The sequence below is a fragment of the Larkinella sp. C7 genome (assembly GCF_006149005.1).
Taxonomy (GTDB): Bacteria; Bacteroidota; Bacteroidia; order Cytophagales; family Spirosomataceae; genus Larkinella.
This window is the reverse complement of record NZ_VBSL01000009.1, coordinates 112,094-133,228: the sequence shown is the minus strand read 5'-3', so window position 1 is coordinate 133,228 and position 21,135 is coordinate 112,094. Positions and strand designations below refer to the sequence as shown.

Here is a 21,135-nt window from a genome sequence, read left to right as displayed (position 1 = left end):
AAATAAAACCTGATCATTATTCTGAAAAATAATGCATCAATTTTTCATACCGTAAACTATTTGCCCGACTCTGTCGTTTACTATTCAATTGCGTCTTTCAACAAAATCCTGCTGGCTTCCGGCGGGATTTTTCATTTCCGCAAATCCCCCTTTTCCACCCCGATTTTGCCCCAATAAATTCAACTTCTCTTCGTTAAAATGTATAGCCAAGTGATAAATCGTTAACTTGGCGGCAATCACAGCATATCGTTACAGGATTTATATGAAAATCAGTACCTCCTATTCCCTGCTGGTGGCGCTGGGGTTGGCCATAGGGCTGGCTGGATGCAACTCTGCCATGCAGGTGTATAAAAAAGGCGTTCGACAATTCGAACAAGGGGAATACAACCTGGCCATTGAGAATTTGCAGAAAGCCGCCAACGGCAAAGGCGTCACCGACGTCGCCCGGCTGAATTATCTGCTGGCGGAATCCTACCGCCTGTCGAACCGTTTCCCGCAGGCGGCTCCATTTTACCAGAAAGCCATCGAAGCCGGTATTCCGGAGATCAACGCCAAAATGTACTATGCCTACGCCCTCAAGGCGCAGGGCCGGTACCCGGAAGCGCTGGTGCAACTGGATCAGTATGTAGCCACCAAACCGTCCAGCAAAGTCAACCTGGAAAAAGCCCGGCGCGAAGCCGAAACCCTGCGGGCCATCGACCTCATCAGCCAGAAAAAGATCGCTTTCCAGCCTAAAAACATTGGGGCGCTGAACTCGCCGGGTTCTGAATATGCGCCGGTGGTTCGCGGAGACGAACTGATTTTCACCTCATCGCGGAAAGAGAAAATCTACAAAAACAACGGTCAGCCGATGACCGGTCTTTATAAAATCAAACTGGCGCAGAAACCGGACGAAACCGGAAACAACCCGCAACTGTTCAGTTCCAACATTTTCAAAGACGACGCCAACGAAGGCACCCCCGCCTTTTCGAAAGATGGGAAAATCATGATTTTTGCGCGGGGCAACAACGGAAAACGCAAAGGCGGTCTGGACGTCGACCTGTTTATCAGCCGGTTATCAGCCGATAACGCCTGGAGCGAACCCCTGCGACTGCCCATCAGCGACTCAACCGCCTGGGACGGCAGCCCGGCTTTTTCGGCCGACGGCAAAACGCTCTATTTTGCTTCCAACCGCGCCGGAACCGTGGGCGGAATTGACCTCTATCGCACGAACATGGATGCATCGGGCCGGTTTAGCCGCCCGGTCAACATGGGCCGCGACATCAATACGCCGGGTGACGAAATGTTTCCGTATGTGGCCGAAGATGGGAAATTGTATTTTGCGTCAGACGGCCATCCCGGTTTAGGCAAACTCGATATTTTCGTTGCGACCCGTTCGCAGGGGATCATTTCGGTGGAGAACCTGGGCGTACCGATCAATTCACCAGCGGATGATTTCGGGCTGTTTCTGGTCGAAGCCGACAAAGGCTACTTTGCGTCGAACCGCGAGGGCGGAAAGGGCGACGATGATATTTATTATTTCGACGACTCCGAATCGACCACCGAAAAACCGCCATTGGCTTCCACCCCACCGACCGAAGCCCCGAAACGGGTGCGGTATTTCATTGCCGGTACGGTTTCGGAAAACGCTTCTCCTCAGGCCCCGCTGGATTCCGCGACGGTCCGAATCATTGAAGAAGGCGTTGAAGCACCGATTGGCGAAGCGCTGACGGGCGACCCCGGCACATACGGAAAATATCCGCTGAAGGAAGGAAAAGATTATACGATTCTGGTTGAGCGACCCGGTTATCTGACCAAACGCGAACAGTTTACGATGCAGGGCCGGAGCATTCCGCCGATTTTCCTGAAAAAAGCCGAAACGGACACCACCTTTGAGGTACCGATTTTGCTCGACAAGGTAACGCTGGGCAAAACGTTTGTACTCGAAAATATTTATTACGATCTGGATAAATACGCCATCCGCCCCGATGCCGCCGAGGAACTCGACAAGCTGGTGACCATTCTAAAAGACAATCCAACGCTGAAAATTGAGTTGAGTTCGCACACCGACGTTCGGGCCGCCGATGCCTACAACATCCGCCTGTCGCAAAACCGGGCCAAAGCCGCCGTCGATTACATCGTTTCCAAAGGAATCGAGGCCGAACGGATGATTGCCAAAGGCTACGGCGAAACGCAACTCATTGTCAAAAACGCCAAAACCGAAGACGAACACCAGCGCAACCGCCGAACGGAGTTTAAGATCCTGAGTTTCTAAGTTTCAGGCCATTCCAAACAACGGGTTAAATTTCAAGTTTACGGTTTACGGTTTCTGGTTTACAGTGGCTGACGCATTCACACTTTGCTCGCGTCAGCCACCGTAAAGCCAAAACCGTAAACCGTAATTTTTTTTGCTATGAAAAACGATAAGCTCCGGCAGTTCCTGGTTGTTTTTGTCATTATTTCGACCATCTTCATGAACTACCTGTCGAACGCCCTGCCGTTTGGCGGGCAGACCAACGCCCAGGTTTCCAATAAATACTTTACGGACTTCACCCCCGCTGGTTTTGCCTTCGCCATCTGGGGCGTTATCTATCTGGGTTTGCTGGGCTTTGCGGTTTATCAGGCTTTGCCGTCGCAACGGACCAATCCGCGTTTTCGAGCCATCGGCCCGCTGGTCATCCTGAATGGCGTGTTCAACAGTTTGTGGTTACCCATTTTCCAAAATGAGTGGCTTTTTGTTTCCGTCCTGTTCATTTCCGGTATTCTCTTTACGCTCTACGGCATCAACTTCGGTCTTCGGCTGAACGCAGCCGACGTACCGACTGCCGAAAAATGGCTGGCCCGGGTTCCGTTTGGCCTGTATTTTGGCTGGGTGACGGTGGCTACCATTGCCAACATCTGTGTCTGGCTAAAATCAACCGGCTGGGATGGTGGCGGTCTGGCCGGACCGGTCTGGGCGCAGATTCTGATTGCCGTTGGTCTGGCCATCGGGTTATTCGTCTTCAGTCGGTTGCGGAGCTTTTCGTACCTGCTGGTGTTCGTATGGGCATTTGCCGCCATTGCCGCCGGGCAACAGGGCAATGGTTCCGTATCGCTGGTTGCCGGGATTGGGGCCGGAATTGCCGCCCTGGTGTGGCTGATCAGCTTTTTTAATCGGCCCAAAACGCCTGCTCACTCGTTTGGCTGAAACCTTCAAAACTTCGAAGGTTTCAGCAGGTTTTTTTGCACGTTTGCGGCTATTGAACGATTTTTACAGCATGTCATGGAAACTACCCGCCGACCAGTTTAAATTTTCGCCCGACGACGACGATTTTCCCAACGTTTATTACTTCGTTCAGCAGTTCGGTATCTTCCCCAATCAGCTCATTTGCCGTCATCAGTTTGACATAACCCTGCCAGATTTCCTGACCCAACAGCGATTCGTCAAGGTTCACGAACGCACGGATTTGTTTACCAAACAGGAGGAACATTCGTTCTGGTCGCATCCCGAAGGTCTTTTGCTCCGGTTGCATTATCTCCCCGCCATGAAGGCCTATTCGATGCTCGGTGGGTACAGCAGCCGCGAAGTGCTCGACCGGGTCTTAACCGGTCTGGATGCCTACAAGATTCCGGACCCGGACAATTCGCTGGGCAAGGTGGGGCTCATTACGCAACAGTACAACGAACTGATTGTGGAAGAAACCCAGTTGAAGCTGCTGCCGCTCGATCTGGAAAAGCACTACAACGACGATTTGCAGCCGGTTTACGATAAGTTGATTCAGCGGCTGAATACCAACAGCGAAAAAGGGCTGATCATCCTGCACGGCAAACCGGGAACGGGCAAAACCAACCTCATCCGCCACCTGACCACGCAGCTTTCCAAGCAGGTGCTGGTGTTGCCGCCCCAGTTGGTCGAAGTGATGACCCAACCCGGTTTTATTCCGTTTTTGCTCGAACAGCGCAACTCGATTCTGGTCATTGAAGAAGCAGAACAGGTGCTGATGGACCGTGAATCGGATGTTCGGAATGCCGCCGTTTCCAACCTGCTCAACCTGACCGACGGCTTGCTGGCCGACTGCCTGGCCATTCAGATCATCTGCACGTTCAATACCGACATCAAACGACTCGATCCGGCGCTGCTCCGGAAAGGGCGGCTCATTGCCCGCTACGAATTTGGCGAACTGGCCGCCGATAAAGCCAACCGGCTGCTCGAAGAACGGGAACTGGCGTTCAGAACGGAACAACCCATGACCCTGGCCGACATTTATCACCTGGAAGAAGAAGTTCATTTCGCTAAAAAAACGAACCGGTCCATTGGTTTTTAACCCATGAAGACGCACACGGTTTTTCTGCTGCTGGGCGCCAACCTGGGCGACCGGGCCGCGACCCTCCAACGGGCACAGGAAGCGATTCAGATCGATCTGGGGCCGGTTTTAAAGCAATCAGCCCGCTACGAAACCGCAGCCTGGGGCGTTACGGATCAGCCAGCTTTTCTGAATCAGGTGCTGAAAGTTCTGAGCGTTTTTACGCCCGAAGAAATCCTGGAAAAAACCCAGGCCATCGAAACCCGTCTGGGGCGGGTTCGGCGCGAAAAATGGGGCAGCCGCGTTATCGACATCGATCTGCTGTATGTGGATGAGGCCGTATTGGCAACTGAAAAACTGGCCCTGCCTCACCCCTTCCTGCACGAAAGGCGGTTTACGCTGGTTCCGCTAGCGGAAATTGAACCCGAGTATGTTCACCCGGTTTTTCAAAAAACCAATCGGCAGTTGCTGGCGGAATGTCAGGACAAAGGCGAAGTTAAAGAGTGGAAGTCCTAGCTTGTACCAATCCGGTACAAAAACCACTGTGTTCCCTTACTCGATCACTTTAGGAACCTGAAAATAGGAGTCGGTCTTGTCGGGAGCGTTTTCCAGCGCCTGTTCGCGCGGAAGCTGATGCCCGACGACGTCTTCGCGCAGAACGTTGATTTCGGTCGAAATGTGGGTCAATGGCTCAACACCGGTCGTGTCGATTTCGTTGAGTTGCTCCATCCAGGTCAGCACGTCGTTCAGGCTGTCAATCAGGGGCTGTTCTTCTTCGGGCCGCACGTCAAGCCGGGCGAGGTGAGCGATTTTGTGCAGGGTTTCGTGATCGACTTTCATAGGCTATTCGTTTAATTCATCGCAACCCGGGCCGACTGGTTCATCAACGATTCGTCGATCACCCGGAAGGTTTCTTCTTTCAACCGTTCTACGTCGGTCTGGGTCAGTCCTTTCGTTTCGATGGGCGGATGAACCACCGCCCGGATGGGCTGCCAGTACATCCGCAGTTTTTTCTTTTCGGGGAAAACTTCGTGGTTATTCAGCAACGAAATCGGCACGATCGGCACCTGCTGCTGAACAGCCATCGTAAATGCACCATCCTTGAACGGATGGTGCATTTTGGGCGGTTGTTTGGACTTGATGCCGCCTTCCGGAAAAATCATGATACTGCGGCCGCTTTTCAGCGTTCGGATGCCTTTCGATAACGAATAGGCGCGGCTGTTGGCCTGGCTCCGGTCAACCTGAATGTGCAGTTTGGCGAACATATAGCCGAACAGCGGCACCCGTTTTACTTCACTCTTGCCGATAAACGCGTAGAAATTCCGGATGATGACACCCATCACCGCGATGTCCAGGTACGAAAAATGGTTGGCGCAAAACACATACGTTTGCTTCGGATCAGGGCGAAACCGGTAGTCGACCTGAATGGGCATGCCGATAATCCAGAAAAATAACCGCCCCCAGACGTAATTGACTTTATGGGCGTACGGTTTCCATTCCTCCCGTTGCAAAAAGAGAAACATAAACGGAAACAGAACCAGAAACAGGGTCAGAAACCAGAAACCGCACCAGATCGTGTACAACATAGATTAATGCTTGAAATGCCGGACGCCCGTAGTCACCATCGCCATCCCGCGCTGGTTGCAGGCATCGATACTGTCTTTGTCGCGGATCGAACCGCCGGGCTGAACCACCGCCGAAATACCGGCTTCACCGGCAATTTCGACGCAGTCGGAAAACGGAAAAAACGCATCCGACGCCATCACGGCCCCTTTCAGTTCGAAACCGAACGTCCGGGCTTTTTCAATCGCCTGCCGGAGGGCATCGACGCGGCTGGTCTGGCCGACACCACTCGCCAGCAGTTGACCGTCATTCGCCAGGACAATCGTGTTCGATTTGGTGTGTTTGCAGATTTTCAGGGCAAATTCCAACGCCCGGAGTTCGGCTTCCGTGGGTGCTTTTTCCGTAACGGTTTTGAACTGGTCAGCCACTTCGGTCTGGCTATCTTTGTCCTGTTCCAATACGCCGTTCAGCAGGGTCTTGAACATTTTCGGGCTGAATTCCACCGGTTTGCGTTTCAGCAGGATCCGGTTTTTCTTCGAACTGAGCAATTTCAAGGCATCGTCATCAAAATCCGGCGCAATCAGGATTTCCATAAACAATTTGTTCAGTTCCTCCGCTGTTGCCAGGTCTACTTTGGCGTTGGTGATAATTACCCCGCCAAACGCCGAAACCGGGTCGCAGGCCAGTGCGTTCAGATACGCTTCCTTCGCCGTGGGGGCCGTCGCGACACCGCAGGCGTTGGTGTGTTTGATGATCGCAAACGTGGTATCCGTAAATTCATCGATCAGGCTGACGCAGGCATCGACGTCCACCAGGTTATTGTACGATAATTCTTTGCCGTTTAACTGGTCGAACAAGGCGTTGAGATCGCCGTAAAAAGTAGCTTGCTGGTGCGGATTTTCACCGTAGCGCAGCGACTGCGCGGGAAGCTGGCGGAAATCATCGCTAGCCGTCGAACCCGCAAAATAGTGGTGAATGGCCGTGTCATACGACGACGTCATGGCAAAAGCTTCTTTGGCAAACCGCCGTCGGTCTTCCAGCTCTGTCGTGCCTTCTTTTTCGGTCAGCAGATTGACGACATCGGCATATTGTCCGCGCGACGAGACGATCAGCACATCTTCGTAATTTTTGGCCGCAGCCCGAATCAGTGAAATACCGCCAATGTCGATCTTCTCGATGATGTCTTCGTCCGAAGCACCCGACGCAACGGTTTCTTCAAAGGGATAGAGATCAACCACCACCAGATCGATCGGGTTGATGTCGTGGCGGCTGGCCTGGGCCACGTCCTCGGCCAGATTCCGGCGGTAGAGAATACCGCCAAACACGACCGGGTGGAGGGTTTTAACGCGACCACCGAAAATAGATGGATAACCGGTGATGTCTTCCACGGCGGTTACCGGAATGCCCAGTTGTTCGATAAACGTCTGGGTTCCCCCCGTTGAATAGAGCAGCACGCCGTTCTGGTGCAGCAACCGAACCAGTGGTTCCAGCCCGTCTTTGTAATAAACTGAAATAAGCGCAGATTGAATGGTCTTCGACATAAAGAGAACTGTTTCTCTGATTCCCTCTGGTATTCTCTGGTCAACTCCGTGGAACAGTTATCGAAGTTATTTCACAGAGTTGACCAGAGAACACCAGAGGTAATCAGAGTGTTAAATGTCCGCAAAGATAACCGAAAGGTTCGGAACGGAGACTTTTGATTGGAAAGGAGTTTGTAACTTTATAAAATTCTTTACCGAAATCAGGTATGGTCACCGATGAAAAACCGCCGAAACCGATTCCAAAACGGAAGGGGATTCCCTTCGTGGGAAGCACCTTTGATTTCGCCCGCGATCCGCTGGGATTTTTGACGGGTTTGCAACGGCAATACGACCGGCTGGTGCAATTCAAGGCCGTCGGGCGGCTGATTACCCTCACCCTGACGCCCGAAGACGCTAAGCACATTTTACAGGAAAATAATAAAAATTACGTCAAAAGCGCAGCTTACGACGTGCTGAAGATGTTTCTGGGCAACGGTTTGCTCAACAGCGAAGGGGATTTCTGGCGACGCCAACGGCGGCTGGCCCAACCGGCTTTTCATAAACAGCGGCTGGCGTTGCTGGTGGATGGCATGAACCGCGAAACCACCGGGCTAATTTCGCAGTGGAAAAACCGGGATCTGACCGAACCGCTACTGGTTTCGGAAGAAATGATGCACCTGGCGCTGGCTGTCGTGACCCGTTCGCTGTTCAGTTCGGACGTCAAAAACCACCTCGAAAACGTCTCGGAATCCATCACGATCATCATTCAAACCGCTTACAAAGAGCTTTTCAACTTCTTTCCGTTTACCCGGAACTGGCCCACGCCCCGCACGATTCGCTACCGGCGGGCGGTTCGCAAAACGGAAGCGATTATCTACGAAATTATCGAACACCGCCGACGCCAACCGGCCGAAACCCGGCACGACGACCTGCTGGGCATGTTGATGGAAACCCGCGACGAAGACACCGGCGAACAAATGACCAACCAGCAGTTGCGCGACGAAGTGACGACCATTTTTATGGCGGGTCACGAAACCACCGCCAACGCCCTGTCCTGGACATTTTACCTGCTGGCCATTCATCCGGATGTTACCGAAAAACTACGCGAGGAAATAAACCGGGTTCTAGGCCCCAGCAATCTGCCGACCATCGAAATCCTGCGCGAACTGACCTATACCACGCAGGTGATTCAGGAAACGATGCGGCTGTATCCGCCGGCCTGGATTTTTGGCCGGCAACCGCTGCATTCCGACCAGTTTGGCGACTACCGGGTCGAGGTTCCGGGGGCCGATGGGATGCTGATTTGCCCGTATCTTCTCCATCGCGATCCGCGTTACTGGGAAAACCCGGAAGCATTTCACCCCGAACACTTTCTTCCTGAGCAGGTTAAGCTCCGGCCCACCTATGCCTATCTGCCATTTGGCGGAGGGCCGAGACTCTGCATCGGGAATAATTTTGCGATGATGGAGATGCAGATTGTGCTGACGTTGCTGATCCGCGAATTTGATTTTCACCTGATTGATCAAAAAATTGTAGAGCCGGAACCGGGCATAACACTGCGCCCTAAAGGCGGTTTGCGGCTTCGGGTTCAGGCCCGCCCGAACACCGGACTGCCTGTGTCGTGAGATCGAATTGTACTTTTAGCCTGTTTTCCCTATTTTTGACCGTTTATTAGAAGCTGACAATCATTAACTCACACACGATGAGAGAAATACAATTCCGCGAAGCCCTTCGCGAAGCCATGGTAGAAGAAATGCGCCGGGACGAGAAGGTCTTTCTAATGGGTGAAGAAGTGGCTGAATACAATGGTGCTTACAAGGTCAGTCAGGGCATGCTCGACGAGTTTGGCCCGGAACGGGTCATCGATACGCCCATTGCTGAATTGGGTTTTGCCGGTATTGGCGTCGGTGCGGCCATGAATGGGTTGCGCCCCATCATCGAATTCATGACGTTCAACTTTTCGCTCGTTGCCATCGATCAGATCATCAACGGCTCGGCCAAAATCATGTCGATGTCGGGTGGTCAGTATTCCAACCCCATCGTGTTCCGCGGACCGACGGGAAATGCCGGGATGCTGTCGTCGCAACACTCGCAAAATTTTGAAAACTGGTTTGCCAACACTTCCGGTTTGAAAGTGGTGGTTCCCTCGAATCCCTACGATGCCAAAGGACTGCTGAAAACAGCGATCCGCGACAACGATCCGGTTATTTTCATGGAGTCGGAACTGATGTACGGCGACAAAGGCCAGGTGCCGGAAGAAGAATACCTGATTCCGATTGGCAAAGCCGATATCAAGCGCGAAGGCAACGACGTCACCATCGTGTCGTTCGGTAAATTCATGAAAGTGGCGCTGCAAGCTGCCGACGAACTGGCTGACAAAGGCATTTCGGCGGAAGTGATCGACCTGCGTTCCGTTCGCCCGATCGATTACGCCACGATCATCAACTCCGTCAAGAAAACGAACCGGTGTGTAGTGGTCGAAGAAGCCTGGCCACTGGCGGCTATTTCGTCGGAACTGACCTACAACATCCAGCGCAACGCCTTCGATTACCTGGATGCACCGGTGATTCGGGTCAACAGCCTGGATTTGCCGCTGCCGTATGCGCCCACGCTGATCGAAGTGATTCTGCCCAACGTGAAACGGACGTTACAGGCCGTCGATGCGGTAATGTACAAGAAGTAATTGCGATTCGTTTAGATCCAAAAAAACCGGAAGTTTCCTTCCGGTTTTTTTGTTGAATGGATAGTTCTACTGTTTATCCCACCAAACCCGGCTATCCTGGTTATCAGGACCCTGACGGGAAAGTGCCTCAGCCTGATTTGCTTTATTCACCGATAGCTCGGAATCCGGATAGGTGATGCGATTGATAAAGTTTCCTTTGATCTCCTTGCCGGGATATGGATTAGGCGTCAGCTTTGGAAAGCCGCTCCGCCGGAAATTAGCAAACACCTCCGGGCCATTCAGAAGCGACGCTACCCAGTATTGCGTGTTGATCATTTCCAGACCATTGGCGGCCACATACGGGTTTTTCTGGAGATAAGCGGTAATGGCAGCCGCCGGAACTGCCGAGGTTGCATCGGCATCGCCCAACTGCTGCATGTGGGCCGTCACGCCAGCCGCGTAGTAATCGGCCGCGCTGCCGGTGATCCAGCCACGTTGGGCGGCTTCTGCCAGTAGCAAATTTGTCTGGGCGGCCGTCACCATAAACGTAGGCGCGTCCAGCCTGCCCAGGCGCGTGCGATCCAACTGCGAATAATCGTAGAAACTCGCCAGTTTGTCGGCCGTTGCCTGCGCTGGAATCGTACCATTGTCGAAGCCCATCGGCATACCGATTTGCACGGCTGGATCGCGGTTAATCCGGGCTGCGGTTTGCTCGGCACCACTTTTGGCCCCAACATACCGCGCAGCAATCGACGCTAACCGGGGATCTTCGTTCGTCCGCAGGTAGTTTACAAAATACCGGGTCAGGTATAAATTGGCAGCCTCCGTCGAATTAAGCATCGTTCCTACCGGATTCTGGTAATTGGCATTGTTCCGAACGAGACCGTTATCGGCATTGGTTAGAATCACACCACCGGCTAGCGCTTTTACTGCTGTGGCCTGCGCCAGGGTCGGGTTCACTTTCGTAAGCCGCATCCCGGCTCGCAACAGAACGGAATTGCCGAATTTTTTCCATTTCACGATGTTCCCGCCATACACGATGTCCCCGGCTTCCGTAGGCTTGGCGGCATCCAGGGCTGCGGTTGCTTCCGTTAATTCCTTGATGATGTCGTCGTAAATGCTTTGCTGGGTATCATATTTCGGTGTTATGTTGGCCTGCAGGAATCCCAGACCTGCTTCCTTGTAAGGAATGTCGCCGTAAGTGTCGGTCAGCACCATGAAAGCGTAGGCTTTCCAGATCCGGGCCATGTGGTAGAGATTCGTCCGGTTGGCGTCATCTTTTGTTTTGGCAATTACATCCACCAGATACCGGATGACATCCCGGTAATACCGCTGCCAGATCCCGGTGTTGGGACCGGTGGGCCCCCGGTTGTCGACGTTAAAGTTTCCACCCGCCAACACCCCGGAGTTGGGCGAAAAAACCTGCTGCACGATGGGATGCTCAAATACCATCGTCGATCCGGGGAAGGTGGTGTTGATCATCGCATTATTAAACGTAAAAAGCGGATTAAGGGCCGTCGCTGCGGTCGGATTGACATTCAGTTCGTCGAACCCTTCCTCGCACCCGCTTGTGGTAAGTAGCAGGGCAATCAACGGAATGTATAAAGCTGTCTTTTTCATAATTTTCAAATTGAGGTATTCGGTTTACGGTTTTCAGTTTACGGTGGCTGACGAACGCAAAGGTCGCTTGCACCAGCTACCGTAAACTGAAAACCGAATACCGTAAATCGATTTAGAATCTAACATTAAGGTTGAAACCAATACTCCGGGTCGTGGGCAAGCCCGTTGATTCGAGACCAACCAGGTTATCCGAACTGAATCCGAACTGTTCGGGGTCGATGTTGGGTACCCATTTTTTCAGCAGCGCAACGTTGTTGGCCACCGCACTCAGCCGAACGCCTTTGATGAACAGCTTGCTGGGTAACATTTTCGTAAAATCATAGCCCAGCGTGATCTGACGCAGTTTCCAGAAACCGGCATCGTAGACCACCTGCTCGCCCAGGCTCTTCGAACGTCCGACCGAGTAATAATCCTGCACAAAAGCCCGAACCGTGTTGACCTCGCCCCGTTCGTTGACACCGACACCCACCATCTTGTTATCGGCTTCACCCCGGCCCACCAGCGATTCCTTCTGCAAACCGTGCCGGTAGGTGTTGAGGTTGGTGCCCGAAATCATTTTTCCGCCCAGTTTAAAATCAATCAGGAACGACAGATTGATGCCTTTATACGTAAACGAGTTGTTGATCCCACCGATGTATTTAGGCAAGGCCGAACCAAACGAAATTGGTGCCGGCGTCCGAACCGGCAAGCCATCACCCCCGTGAACAATCCGCCCCTGCGCATCGCGCACATACCCGAACGTGTACAGTTGGCCCAGCGGCTGACCGACGACATGGCGTAGGTCGCCCACGTAAATCCCGTTACCCACCACGATCTGTTCTCCCGCAACGTCAGTCAGCAACCGGAGCAGTTTGGTCTGGTTATACGAACCGTTCAGGGTAATGTCCCAGGAGAAATCTTTCGTCCGGAATGGTGATACGTTGAGCAGTACTTCAAAACCCTGGTTGCGGCTTTGGCCACTGTTGATCAGCGTATTGGTATAACCGGACGCATCGGACGACTGAGCCGCCACGATCTGGTCACTGGTGATTTTGTTGTAAAACGCCAGATCTAGTCCGACGCGGTTATTGAACAGTTTCAGCTCAATTCCCACTTCGGTTTCTGCGGTCCGGCTGGGTCGCAGCGTCGCACTCGGAACGGTGTTCGAGGTGATGTTGCCCACCGGCTGGCCTAAGCCCGCAGGGTTGGGGAATAAATTGGCTCCCACGCTGTAGAACAGGTTGTTGGAATACGGAGCCACGTCGCCATCACTACCCACTTCGGCATAAGCAGCCCGGACTTTCCCGAAATTAAGCCAGTTTGGCAGGTTGCTGAAGGCCTGGGAAAACACGAAACTACCCGTAATGGATGGGTATAGAACACTGCGGTTGGCCGGAGCCAGCGTCGAAAACCAGTCGTTTCGCGCCGTTACGTTCAGATACAGAAAGTCGTTGAACGAAAATTCGGCTGCTCCGTAGAGTGAATTCACTTTCCGCTCGCTCAAACCGTAGGTCGGATCTTTCACCCGGCCATTTTGCGGAATATAAAGACCCCGAACGATAAAGTCGGTGACCAGTACGCTGTTCAGGTCACTTCGGCGGTACAACTGGTTTCCCCCCACCGTAAGATCGACGCCAAACTTGCCAAAGGTTTTATTCGCTCCAATCAGGAAGTCAGCATTGATTTCGCGAAACCGGCGGGCTTCCTGCACGTAGGCCCCGTTCACAAAACCAGCGGGCGCGGCTGCCAGCGAAGCCTGACCTGTCGGGAAATTGTAGTCCTGATCCCGCGACCAGAAATCCTGCCCAACCCGGCCCTGCAGATACAGCCAGTCCGTAAAATTGTAGCGGGCCGTCAGGTTACCCAGCAGACGGTCACGCCGGATGTTTTCAAATTTCTGGCTGAGGACAAAATACGGATTGGTCCGGTTCTGAAACCGCGACCAGATGAATTCGTTGCCCGTTGCCGGATTGATCTGGTTGGCTTCCAGCAAATCGAGGGGCATCGAGTTCGACATGGTGTAAATCACCGTTGGCGTACTGTTGTCCTGCTGGGCAATCTGGGGCGGGTTTTTGTTGTACTCGTTGGAGTAATTGAGCGTTCCCGTTACCGTCAGTTTCGGCGATAGATTGTAGCTGAATCCGAGGTTGATGGTCTTGCGGTTGAACGAGTTGTTCGCGGTAATTCCCTTGTTATCCGTGTTGGAAACCGACAGGTTGAAACCGCCCCGGTCGCTGCCCGACGAAACGGAAACGGAGTTGGTCCAGGTGGAGCCGGTGCGGTAGAATTTCTTGATCCGGTCGCGAACGGGTACGTAGGGAACCGTAACACCGCCGAAAAGAACTTGCGTCTGTCCGTTGAATTTCTCACCAAAGCTCCACACCCCGGAAGTTGGGTTGGCCGCCGTGGGCCGAACGCCGTATTCTCCCTGCCCGTATTCATACTGAAAATCAGTAAAATCCAGGGGCGTGTCGGTTGTGAAGTTGGTGTTATACACGACACCGATGCCCTGCCCGCTGCCTTTGGTTTTGGTCGTGATCATGATGACCCCGTCTTTGGCCCGTGAGCCATAAAGTGCTGCCGCGGTCCCTCCTTTCAGAACGGTCATGCCCTCGATGTCGTCCGGGTTAATGGACGAAAGTCCGTCGCCCCCGTCGGAGTAGTTCCGGTCGCGCCCGGCGATGGAGCCGTCGCTGCCCGTGTTGCCGTTGTTCTGGCCGAAGTTCGTGTTGTCGATGGGCACCCCATTGACCACGATCAGGGGTGAGTTCTGTCCGGAGAACGATGACTGCCCGCGAATCCGGATTTTGCTGGTACCGGCGGCACCCGTACCTAAATTCGAGATGTTGACCCCGGCCACTTTGCCTTGCAGGGCGTTCATGAAATTAACGGTTCGGTTGGTCGTGATCTGTTCCGAGTTCACGTTGGCCGTGGCATACCCCAGCCGCTTGGCTTCTTTTTTGATCCCGAGGGCCGTTACAACCACTTCGTTGAGGCTCTGGGAGCCTTCTTCGAGGGTCACGGTCAGAACCGTTTGATTGCCGACCGGAACCTCCCGGCCCTGGAAACCGATGGAACTGAAGACCAGAACCGCATTGGCCGGTACATTCAGGGCAAATTTTCCCGTGGCATCGGTCGTGGTTCCGAGGGTAGAGTTTTTGATCAGGACCGAAACCCCCGCGACGGGCTGCTGGTCTTTTCCGGAAAGCACCGTTCCGGTCACCCGCTGGTCTTGTGCCTGAGCGCCTGCTACCAACAGGACCCCCAGCCATACCGTTAGCAAACTTCGTAGGAAAGTAGAATACTGCATAGGAAATGGTTTTTAAAATAAAGATGGTAAAGGAGTAAAATAGTAAAAGAGCAAGATTATATTGAATATACCCGTAATTCAGCCCAGATTATCGGTTTTTCTAAATTGCAGTAACTTTTAGGATATTACAAGGCATTTTTTAGATATTTTTCGTCGGTCAGTCAAAATTATACCGGCAAAATCCCTAATTTCCCTATGATTTTGTCCGGCAATTGCACTAATCGGCAAGCCCTGGGTGGGTCAGGAATCCTTTTCGATCGCTGTTTGTTCGATTCCTCTAAAAAAAAAGACATAACCTTGTTTATTGAAATCTCTTTCTATTACTTTCCACCTGAATTCGGTTGCGAAAAAGTTAGTTTTCGGACAAGTTACCAGGTTATTTTATTAAGTAACATTGATTTATGGCGAGATTGATCATCATTGATGATGAAAAAAGCATTCGGGATGCGCTCCGTGACATTCTGGAATATGAAGGCTATGAAGTTGACGAGGCCAAAGACGGTGAGGAGGGACTGGATTTGATTAAACAGAATAGCTACGATGTAGCGCTTTGCGACATCAAGATGCCCAAAATGGACGGTCTTGAGTTGTTGCTGAAAGCCGCCGACGTTGGTAAAGGAACCCAGTTTATCATGATTTCGGCTTACGGCAACGTTGAAAATGCCGTGGAAGCCACGAAACGGGGGGCTTTTGACTTCATCATCAAACCGCCCGATTTGAACCGTCTGCTGGTCACGGTTCGCAATGCCATCGAAAAAGCCAAACTGGTGATGGAGACCAAAACCCTGAAACGGCGGATCTATAAACTCAACGAGATCGTGGGCGATTCCGACCCGATTCGCCGGGTTAAAGACACCATCGACCGCGTTGCTCCCACCGAAGCCCGGGTTCTGATTACGGGGGCCAATGGCTCCGGGAAAGAGATGGTTGCCAAGCAAATCCACGAAAAAGGAAGCCGTTCGGCCATGCCGCTGATCGAAGTCAATTGCGCAGCGATCCCGAGTGAACTCATTGAAAGCGAATTATTTGGCCACGAAAAAGGAGCTTTCACCGGTGCCTCGGCCCGGCGTACCGGCAAATTTGAGCAGGCCGACGGTGGCACGCTGTTTCTGGACGAAATCGGAGATATGAGTCTTTCCGCCCAGGCCAAAGTGCTGCGGGCTCTGCAGGAAAGTAAAATCACCCGGGTGGGTGGGGACAAAGAAATCAAAATCAATGTTCGGGTGATTGCGGCCACCAATAAAGACCTCCGCAAAGAGATTCAGGAAGGAATGTTCCGCGAAGACCTTTTCCACCGGCTGAGCGTTATTCGCATCCACGTTCCTCCGCTGGCCGACCGGCGGGAAGACATTCCGCTGCTGGCCGATAAATTTCTGCACGACATCGCGGAAGAGTACGGCGCGCAAGCCAAGGAAATCACACCGGATGCCATGGCCTATCTTCAGTCCCTGCCCTGGACCGGAAATGTCCGGGAATTACGCAATGTAGTCGAACGGCTGGTCATTCTGTGCGGGGATGAAATTAGCCGGAATGATGTCGAAATGTACGCCTGAAGCGGACTAAATCACCATCAGATTACAGCCCCGAATATCCGAATTATCGAACCGGCCGATGACCCGAAAGCCATTGGGTGTACCTTTTTCATATTGCCCCAAATCCTGGGTTTCAATAAAACTACAGGAATCCAGATTAGCCAGGTCGATCACATTGATTCCTCCCGTCAGGCGTGTTGCCGAGGCCGGTTGATCGTCTGGTAATGGAAGGATGGAAAACGGATCATTCACGTCGCGAAGCAGCACGCGGAGGGTTGGTGACATTTGAAAAACCCCGTCCCCGGTCGAGTAGGCCTGCGACAGTAATTCGGTCATGCCGTATTCCGAATGAATGGCCGATACACCCAGCCGGGCCGTCAGCAGATCGTGGACTTCTTCGCGGAGCAACTCCTGCCGCCGGCCTTTCATACCCCCAGTTTCCATCACCACCAAACGGGGCAGGGACTTCAGAAACGAAAAATCCGTATCAGATTCGGCCCAGTCGAGTAGTGCAAACGTGACGCCAATGAGCAGGATGTTGTGATCCGGCTCCGGATGGGCAGCCAGTTCCTGCAATGCAGCGGTCAGATCGGCGGTATTGTGCAGAAAAAATCCCGAAAACGCCGAGTTGGTTTTCTGAATAAACCGCTGAACCATATACACTAACGACGAGTTATTTCGTTCAAGATAAGACGGTAAGAGGGCCAGAATGTGGAAGCGATCGAGCGGCCCGTAGCGGGTTTCAAAAATTTTCTGGCTGATGGTATCGTACAATACTGGATCAGAAACAAAATGGCGGCTGGTTACCACCCCCGTCGTACCGCTGCTTTCAAAGGTTAACAGGTCTTCCAAAGACGGTCTTGCTTCATCAGACGAGCGCGTCAGAATCGGGTGCTGTTTGAAAAAACCGATGGGGAGAAACGGAATTTGAGCGATGGTTCGTATCTTTTCAGGCTGAACGTTCAGGTACTTCAGATACAAACTGTAAATGGGATTGAAAGCAGCCTGATAGCGAAAAACCGCCAGTGTGAGCGAATCGAACCCGGAACGGTCGGTTGCAGCAAGCCGGATGATGCGGTTTCGGAGTTCGTGACGAATGCTTGAAGGCGACAAAGTAAGAGTAGAAAGGGGCTTATTCATGGCGGGTAAGCCTGGTAAAGACAAACTGGTAACGATTAGCTTATTAACACGATGTCTACGCGATTTATTCGACAAGGCCTGTTTTTTTTAGGATTTTCAGCCCTTTTGATCGGCTGTCTGGAACCCCCTGACTTTGACAACACGCCCAAAATAAGCTCCCCGTCGGTTACATCGTATCCGGCCTTCGACGATTTTTCCCAGATTCCCAAAGATTCGCTGGTGATTACGGTTCAGTTTCAGGACGGTGACGGTGATCTGGGACTATCCGTGGATGAGCGAACCAAAGATTCTCTGAATTATCTGGAATGGGGAAATTATGAATTAAAAACCTACCGGTTTGTCAATGGCAAGTTCGAATATGTCGATCTGCCGGTTCTCAACAAACTGTTTTTTCCCCGTTTGAAACCGGACAACAAGAACAGTCCGCTGGAGGGTAAACTGGATTTCTCCCAAAGCTTTCTGCGGTCGCGCAATACCCGCATGACGCCGGTCAAATTCGCCATTCGCATTCGGGACCGCCAGTTGCGCGTTAGTAACGTCGTGGAAACTGATACCATTTCCGTTCCCCTGAACTAAAATATACGATTCGCAGTGCGTAACAACCGGTTTTACGCACTGCGAATCGTTTTGTGGCTTTCCAGAGCCGGTTCTTCGCCCACCACGGTTTCCCGCAGCAAAATCCGGAACGTCGTTCCCTTGCCCACTTCGGAGCTTTTGACATACAGCCGTCCGTTGTGGTATTCTTCAATAATCCGTTTCGCCAGCGTCAGGCCCAGACCCCACCCCCGTTTTTTGGTGCTGTAACCGGGGTTAAACACCTTCTGCAAATTGGCCTTGCTGATGCCTTTGCCCGTGTCAGTGATGTCGATGGCAATTTCGTTGCGGGGCAGCGGTAACAACCGGATCGTCAGGCTACCAATCCCGCCCATCGCATCGACGGCATTCTTACAGATGTTTTCAATGACCCATTCAAACAGCAACTTGTTGATTTTCACCTCCCGGCCATCGACCAGATAGTTTTCAACGTGCATTTTGACCTTCGTTGAAATGCGTTTTTCGAGGTAGGTGATAAATTGGTGGACGGTTTCGTAGAGATCCTCCCGCTTCAGCGTCGGAATGGAGCCGATGCTGGAAAACCGGGTCGCAATCGTCTCCAGCCGGTTGACATCTTTCTCAATTTCATCGGCAATCGACTGATCCATCGCCGGATCGGTGCGAAAGTATTCGACCCAGGCCATCAGCGACGACAGCGGGGTCCCCAACTGGTGAGCGGTTTCTTTCGCCAGACCCACCCAAACCCGGTTTTGCTCCGCCCTCCGGGCCGAACTGAACGCCAGATAGGCCAGAAAACCGAGGGCGATCATCACCGCAAGCTGAACGTACGGAAAAAACCGGAGTTGGGTCAGTAACGAGGAATTGTGGTAATAAATGTAGCCGCGTTTCTTGTTACCCATCTCAACCACAATAGGTTTATGCTCTTCTTTCATTTCCGCCAGATTTTCTTCCAATTCCAGGTCCATTTCTTCGTCGGGAGTGCCCGGAAGAAAAGTAAAATTGTGAACGATAATTTTATCGTTCTCATCTACATAAATCGTTGGAACCTGGTTTTTTTCGTTGACGAAAATAATTTCCTGGGTAATGAACGTCATATCCTCGTTCGAATTCTCATCATAAGCCTTGACCAGCGCTTTAGCATACAACTTGACGTAATTCTCTTCCCGTTCTTCCAGCCGTTCCACCAACCGGTTGGTGTAGAGCAGGGAAGCCGTACCGACTAAAAGCAGATTCAGGGCAACGACAATCTTCAGCGTGTTTCGCTGACCATAAATATCCAGTGACTTCAACATAGATTTCGGTTTGAAGCAACCTAACTCCGGTTTTCGACGTATCGGGTGAAAATTATCATTTTATGGGCTGATTCTCATCATCAAATCACAACCGCTTCAGGTGGTAACTTCGCAACAGACTTACGTCATAACGCTCATTTTCAGCAATTCAATGTCCTTATTGCCCGTCTCACCGGAATAATATTGCAAATAGGATATAAAGAAGAGAACTTTGCAATAGTTTATAGAGGTTCTAAATAAGTAACTAGTAAACTGAATCTGCACCAACAGTGTTTTCTGTAAGAGAATTGTATCGTAATTTTGAGCATATTTTGAAAAGTAGCAATGCACGATTTCTTTCAATCAATTAGCCTTTCACATAAAACCGCCCCCCTGGCTGTCCGGGAGCTAATTGCATTAAATGAAGACGAGTCCAAGCAATTTCTGATCAAGCTTCGGGAGTTTTTTGGAGCCTCGGAATCGCTGGTTATTTCTACCTGCAACCGCACGGAGGTTTATTACACTTCCCCGCAAAATCTGAACCGGGAAATTGCCCGGTTGCTACTCACCGAAAAAGGAATAACCTCGACGGAAGATTACCTTCCTTATTTTCATTTTTTTGATACGCAGGCCGAATCCGTTCGGCATCTGTTCGAAGTCTGCACCGGTTTGCACTCGCAGGTCGTGGGCGACATGCAGATTCCGAATCAGGTCAAGCAAGCCTATCAATGGTCGGCCGACCTCGATATGGCGGGTCCTTTCCTGCACCGGCTGATGCACACCATCTTCTTTACCAACAAACGGGTAGCGCAGGAAACCAGTTTCCGCGACGGAGCCGCTTCGGTTTCGTATGCCGCCGTTGAATTGATTGAAGAACTGGTGGGAACCACCGGCTGCCCGGCGGGTCACGGCCCGGCGACGCCCTCGGTGTTGGTGGTTGGCCTGGGCGAAATTGGCGCGGACATCTGCGAAAACCTGGCCGCCCGCAAATTAAACCGCATCACGCTCTGCAACCGTACCCGTTCCAAAGCCGATGCGCTGGCGGAGAAACACGCGTTCCGGGTGGCCGATATGGCCGATCTAACGGAGGAAATTGCCAAAGCGGACGTGATCATTGCATCGGTGCTGGTTGAAAAACCGCTCATTACCACCGACTTGCTGGCCGGTTTAAACTCGCTGACGTTCAAATATTTCATTGACTTATCCGTTCCCCGGAGCATCGATACCAACATTGAGCAGATTCCGGGTGTGCTTTTGTATAACATCGACCACATCCGCAACCGGGCCGACGAAGCCCTGAGCCGCCGGATGGCGTCGATTCCGCAGGTTGAAGCCATCATCGATCAGTCGATTGCCGATTTCAACGACTGGTCACGGGAAATGGTGGTGTCACCCACGATCAACAAATTCAAAAATGCGCTGGAGCAGATTCGGAAAGAAGAAATTGCCCGCCATTTGAAAAACATGACTGCCGAGGAATCCGAAAAAGTGGATAAGATTACGCGCAGCATCATGCAAAAAATTATGAAGTCACCGGTATTGCAACTCAAAGCCGCCTGCAAACGGGGCGAAGCCGATACCCTGATCGACGTGTTAACGGATTTGTTCGACCTGGAAAAACAACCCGCCGATGCATCGCAGAATTTTCACTAACCTATGATGAGCGTTCCTTAAGATCCCAAACGAAGCAATTGGTTTGGGATTTTTCGTTTAGGCAATGT

18 protein-coding genes are annotated in these 21,135 nt (G+C 52.1%); 10 read left to right on the top strand and 8 right to left on the bottom strand.

Annotated features, from left to right (window positions below):
- Positions 1 to 84: 84 nt before the first annotated feature.
- A complete protein-coding gene (locus FH871_RS33215) occupies positions 85 to 240 on the bottom strand; it encodes a hypothetical protein (RefSeq protein ID WP_171062912.1) in 156 nt (51 codons plus the stop codon).
- 22 nt (positions 241 to 262) lie between these two features.
- Between FH871_RS33215 and FH871_RS21755 the strand changes: the two genes are divergently transcribed.
- The 4 genes from FH871_RS21755 (at position 263) to folK (ending at position 4,778) form a co-directional block, all read left to right on the top strand.
- Positions 263 to 2,254 carry an OmpA family protein gene (locus FH871_RS21755; RefSeq protein WP_171062911.1) on the top strand — a complete coding sequence of 664 codons (1,992 nt, stop codon included), beginning with the start codon at positions 263 to 265 and terminating at the stop codon, positions 2,252 to 2,254.
- A 138-nt stretch (positions 2,255 to 2,392) separates the two neighbouring features.
- The gene (locus tag FH871_RS21750; protein WP_138993544.1) at positions 2,393 to 3,166 is read left to right on the top strand and encodes a tryptophan-rich sensory protein; all 774 of its coding nucleotides are present in this window, start codon (positions 2,393 to 2,395) and stop codon (positions 3,164 to 3,166) included.
- A 70-nt stretch (positions 3,167 to 3,236) separates the two neighbouring features.
- Positions 3,237 to 4,283, top strand: a complete 1,047-nt coding sequence (locus FH871_RS21745) for an AAA family ATPase (RefSeq protein WP_138993542.1) — start codon at positions 3,237 to 3,239, stop codon at positions 4,281 to 4,283.
- Between the two features lie 3 nt (positions 4,284 to 4,286).
- Positions 4,287 to 4,778: a 2-amino-4-hydroxy-6-hydroxymethyldihydropteridine diphosphokinase gene (folK, locus tag FH871_RS21740; RefSeq protein ID WP_138993540.1), complete on the top strand. Its 492-nt coding sequence runs from the start codon at positions 4,287 to 4,289 to the stop codon at positions 4,776 to 4,778.
- A gap of 36 nt (positions 4,779 to 4,814) precedes the next feature.
- Here the strand turns inward: folK and gatC are convergent, their stop codons facing one another.
- The 3 genes from gatC to purH are packed head-to-tail and all read right to left on the bottom strand — an operon-like array spanning position 4,815 to position 7,366.
- Positions 4,815 to 5,102, bottom strand: coding sequence for an Asp-tRNA(Asn)/Glu-tRNA(Gln) amidotransferase subunit GatC (gatC, locus tag FH871_RS21735; protein WP_138993538.1), 288 nt, complete (start codon positions 5,100 to 5,102; stop codon positions 4,815 to 4,817).
- A gap of 11 nt (positions 5,103 to 5,113) precedes the next feature.
- Entirely contained in the window at positions 5,114 to 5,848 is a 735-nt protein-coding gene (locus FH871_RS21730; RefSeq protein WP_138993536.1) for a 1-acyl-sn-glycerol-3-phosphate acyltransferase, read from the bottom strand.
- A gap of 3 nt (positions 5,849 to 5,851) precedes the next feature.
- Positions 5,852 to 7,366 carry a bifunctional phosphoribosylaminoimidazolecarboxamide formyltransferase/IMP cyclohydrolase gene (purH, locus tag FH871_RS21725; RefSeq protein ID WP_138993534.1) on the bottom strand — a complete coding sequence of 505 codons (1,515 nt, stop codon included), beginning with the start codon at positions 7,364 to 7,366 and terminating at the stop codon, positions 5,852 to 5,854.
- 206 nt (positions 7,367 to 7,572) lie between these two features.
- Here purH and FH871_RS21720 point away from each other — a divergent pair, with 206 nt between their 5' ends.
- Positions 7,573 to 8,970, top strand: coding sequence for a cytochrome P450 (locus FH871_RS21720; RefSeq protein ID WP_138993532.1), 1,398 nt, complete (start codon positions 7,573 to 7,575; stop codon positions 8,968 to 8,970).
- 77 nt (positions 8,971 to 9,047) lie between these two features.
- Entirely contained in the window at positions 9,048 to 10,028 is a 981-nt protein-coding gene (locus tag FH871_RS21715; RefSeq protein WP_138993530.1) for a pyruvate dehydrogenase complex E1 component subunit beta, read from the top strand.
- Positions 10,029 to 10,094: 66 nt separating this feature from the next.
- Here the strand turns inward: FH871_RS21715 and FH871_RS21710 are convergent, their stop codons facing one another.
- Together FH871_RS21710 and FH871_RS21705 are read right to left on the bottom strand one after the other, a co-directional pair.
- Positions 10,095 to 11,627 (bottom strand): SusD/RagB family nutrient-binding outer membrane lipoprotein, encoded by a 1,533-nt coding sequence (locus tag FH871_RS21710; RefSeq protein ID WP_138993528.1) that lies wholly within the window; start codon positions 11,625 to 11,627, stop codon positions 10,095 to 10,097.
- A gap of 112 nt (positions 11,628 to 11,739) precedes the next feature.
- Positions 11,740 to 14,916 (bottom strand): SusC/RagA family TonB-linked outer membrane protein, encoded by a 3,177-nt coding sequence (locus FH871_RS21705; RefSeq protein WP_138993526.1) that lies wholly within the window; start codon positions 14,914 to 14,916, stop codon positions 11,740 to 11,742.
- Between the two features lie 401 nt (positions 14,917 to 15,317).
- Between FH871_RS21705 and FH871_RS21700 the strand changes: the two genes are divergently transcribed.
- Positions 15,318 to 16,469, top strand: coding sequence for a sigma-54 dependent transcriptional regulator (locus FH871_RS21700; RefSeq protein WP_138993525.1), 1,152 nt, complete (start codon positions 15,318 to 15,320; stop codon positions 16,467 to 16,469).
- 6 nt (positions 16,470 to 16,475) lie between these two features.
- On the opposite strand, the gene FH871_RS21695 is transcribed toward FH871_RS21700, so the two are convergent.
- Positions 16,476 to 17,588 (bottom strand): acyl transferase, encoded by a 1,113-nt coding sequence (locus tag FH871_RS21695; RefSeq protein WP_138993523.1) that lies wholly within the window; start codon positions 17,586 to 17,588, stop codon positions 16,476 to 16,478.
- Between the two features lie 51 nt (positions 17,589 to 17,639).
- Between FH871_RS21695 and FH871_RS21690 the strand changes: the two genes are divergently transcribed.
- Complete coding sequence (locus FH871_RS21690; protein WP_138993522.1) at positions 17,640 to 18,164, top strand: hypothetical protein; 525 nt, start codon at positions 17,640 to 17,642, stop codon at positions 18,162 to 18,164.
- Positions 18,165 to 18,196: 32 nt separating this feature from the next.
- On the opposite strand, the gene FH871_RS21685 is transcribed toward FH871_RS21690, so the two are convergent.
- Positions 18,197 to 19,435 carry a PAS domain-containing sensor histidine kinase gene (locus tag FH871_RS21685; protein WP_138993520.1) on the bottom strand — a complete coding sequence of 413 codons (1,239 nt, stop codon included), beginning with the start codon at positions 19,433 to 19,435 and terminating at the stop codon, positions 18,197 to 18,199.
- A gap of 45 nt (positions 19,436 to 19,480) precedes the next feature.
- On the opposite strand from FH871_RS21685, the gene FH871_RS21680 reads away from it, so the two are divergent.
- Positions 19,481 to 19,675, top strand: a complete 195-nt coding sequence (locus FH871_RS21680; RefSeq protein WP_133299859.1) for a hypothetical protein — start codon at positions 19,481 to 19,483, stop codon at positions 19,673 to 19,675.
- A gap of 84 nt (positions 19,676 to 19,759) precedes the next feature.
- Positions 19,760 to 21,067: a glutamyl-tRNA reductase gene (gene hemA, locus FH871_RS21675; RefSeq protein WP_138993518.1), complete on the top strand. Its 1,308-nt coding sequence runs from the start codon at positions 19,760 to 19,762 to the stop codon at positions 21,065 to 21,067.
- Positions 21,068 to 21,135 lie beyond the last annotated feature (68 nt).

Bases quoted from the DNA above. Each gene is read 5' to 3' on its own strand.
- FH871_RS21695 (WP_138993523.1), bottom strand. From the start codon at position 17,588: ATGAATAAGCCCCTTTCTACTCTTACTTTGTCGCCTTCAAGCATTCGT.
- FH871_RS21730 (WP_138993536.1), bottom strand. From the start codon at position 5,848: ATGTTGTACACGATCTGGTGCGGTTTCTGGTTTCTGACCCTGTTTCTG.
- FH871_RS21710 (WP_138993528.1), bottom strand. From the start codon at position 11,627: ATGAAAAAGACAGCTTTATACATTCCGTTGATTGCCCTGCTACTTACC.
- folK (WP_138993540.1), top strand. From the start codon at position 4,287: ATGAAGACGCACACGGTTTTTCTGCTGCTGGGCGCCAACCTGGGCGAC.
- FH871_RS21690 (WP_138993522.1), top strand. From the start codon at position 17,640: ATGTCTACGCGATTTATTCGACAAGGCCTGTTTTTTTTAGGATTTTCA.
- FH871_RS21755 (WP_171062911.1), top strand. From the start codon at position 263: ATGAAAATCAGTACCTCCTATTCCCTGCTGGTGGCGCTGGGGTTGGCC.
- FH871_RS21715 (WP_138993530.1), top strand. From the start codon at position 9,048: ATGAGAGAAATACAATTCCGCGAAGCCCTTCGCGAAGCCATGGTAGAA.
- FH871_RS21700 (WP_138993525.1), top strand. From the start codon at position 15,318: ATGGCGAGATTGATCATCATTGATGATGAAAAAAGCATTCGGGATGCG.
- FH871_RS21705 (WP_138993526.1), bottom strand. From the start codon at position 14,916: ATGCAGTATTCTACTTTCCTACGAAGTTTGCTAACGGTATGGCTGGGG.
- purH (WP_138993534.1), bottom strand. From the start codon at position 7,366: ATGTCGAAGACCATTCAATCTGCGCTTATTTCAGTTTATTACAAAGAC.
- hemA (WP_138993518.1), top strand. From the start codon at position 19,760: ATGCACGATTTCTTTCAATCAATTAGCCTTTCACATAAAACCGCCCCC.
- gatC (WP_138993538.1), bottom strand. From the start codon at position 5,102: ATGAAAGTCGATCACGAAACCCTGCACAAAATCGCTCACCTCGCCCGG.
- FH871_RS21745 (WP_138993542.1), top strand. From the start codon at position 3,237: ATGTCATGGAAACTACCCGCCGACCAGTTTAAATTTTCGCCCGACGAC.
- FH871_RS21720 (WP_138993532.1), top strand. From the start codon at position 7,573: ATGGTCACCGATGAAAAACCGCCGAAACCGATTCCAAAACGGAAGGGG.
- FH871_RS21685 (WP_138993520.1), bottom strand. From the start codon at position 19,435: ATGTTGAAGTCACTGGATATTTATGGTCAGCGAAACACGCTGAAGATT.
- FH871_RS21750 (WP_138993544.1), top strand. From the start codon at position 2,393: ATGAAAAACGATAAGCTCCGGCAGTTCCTGGTTGTTTTTGTCATTATT.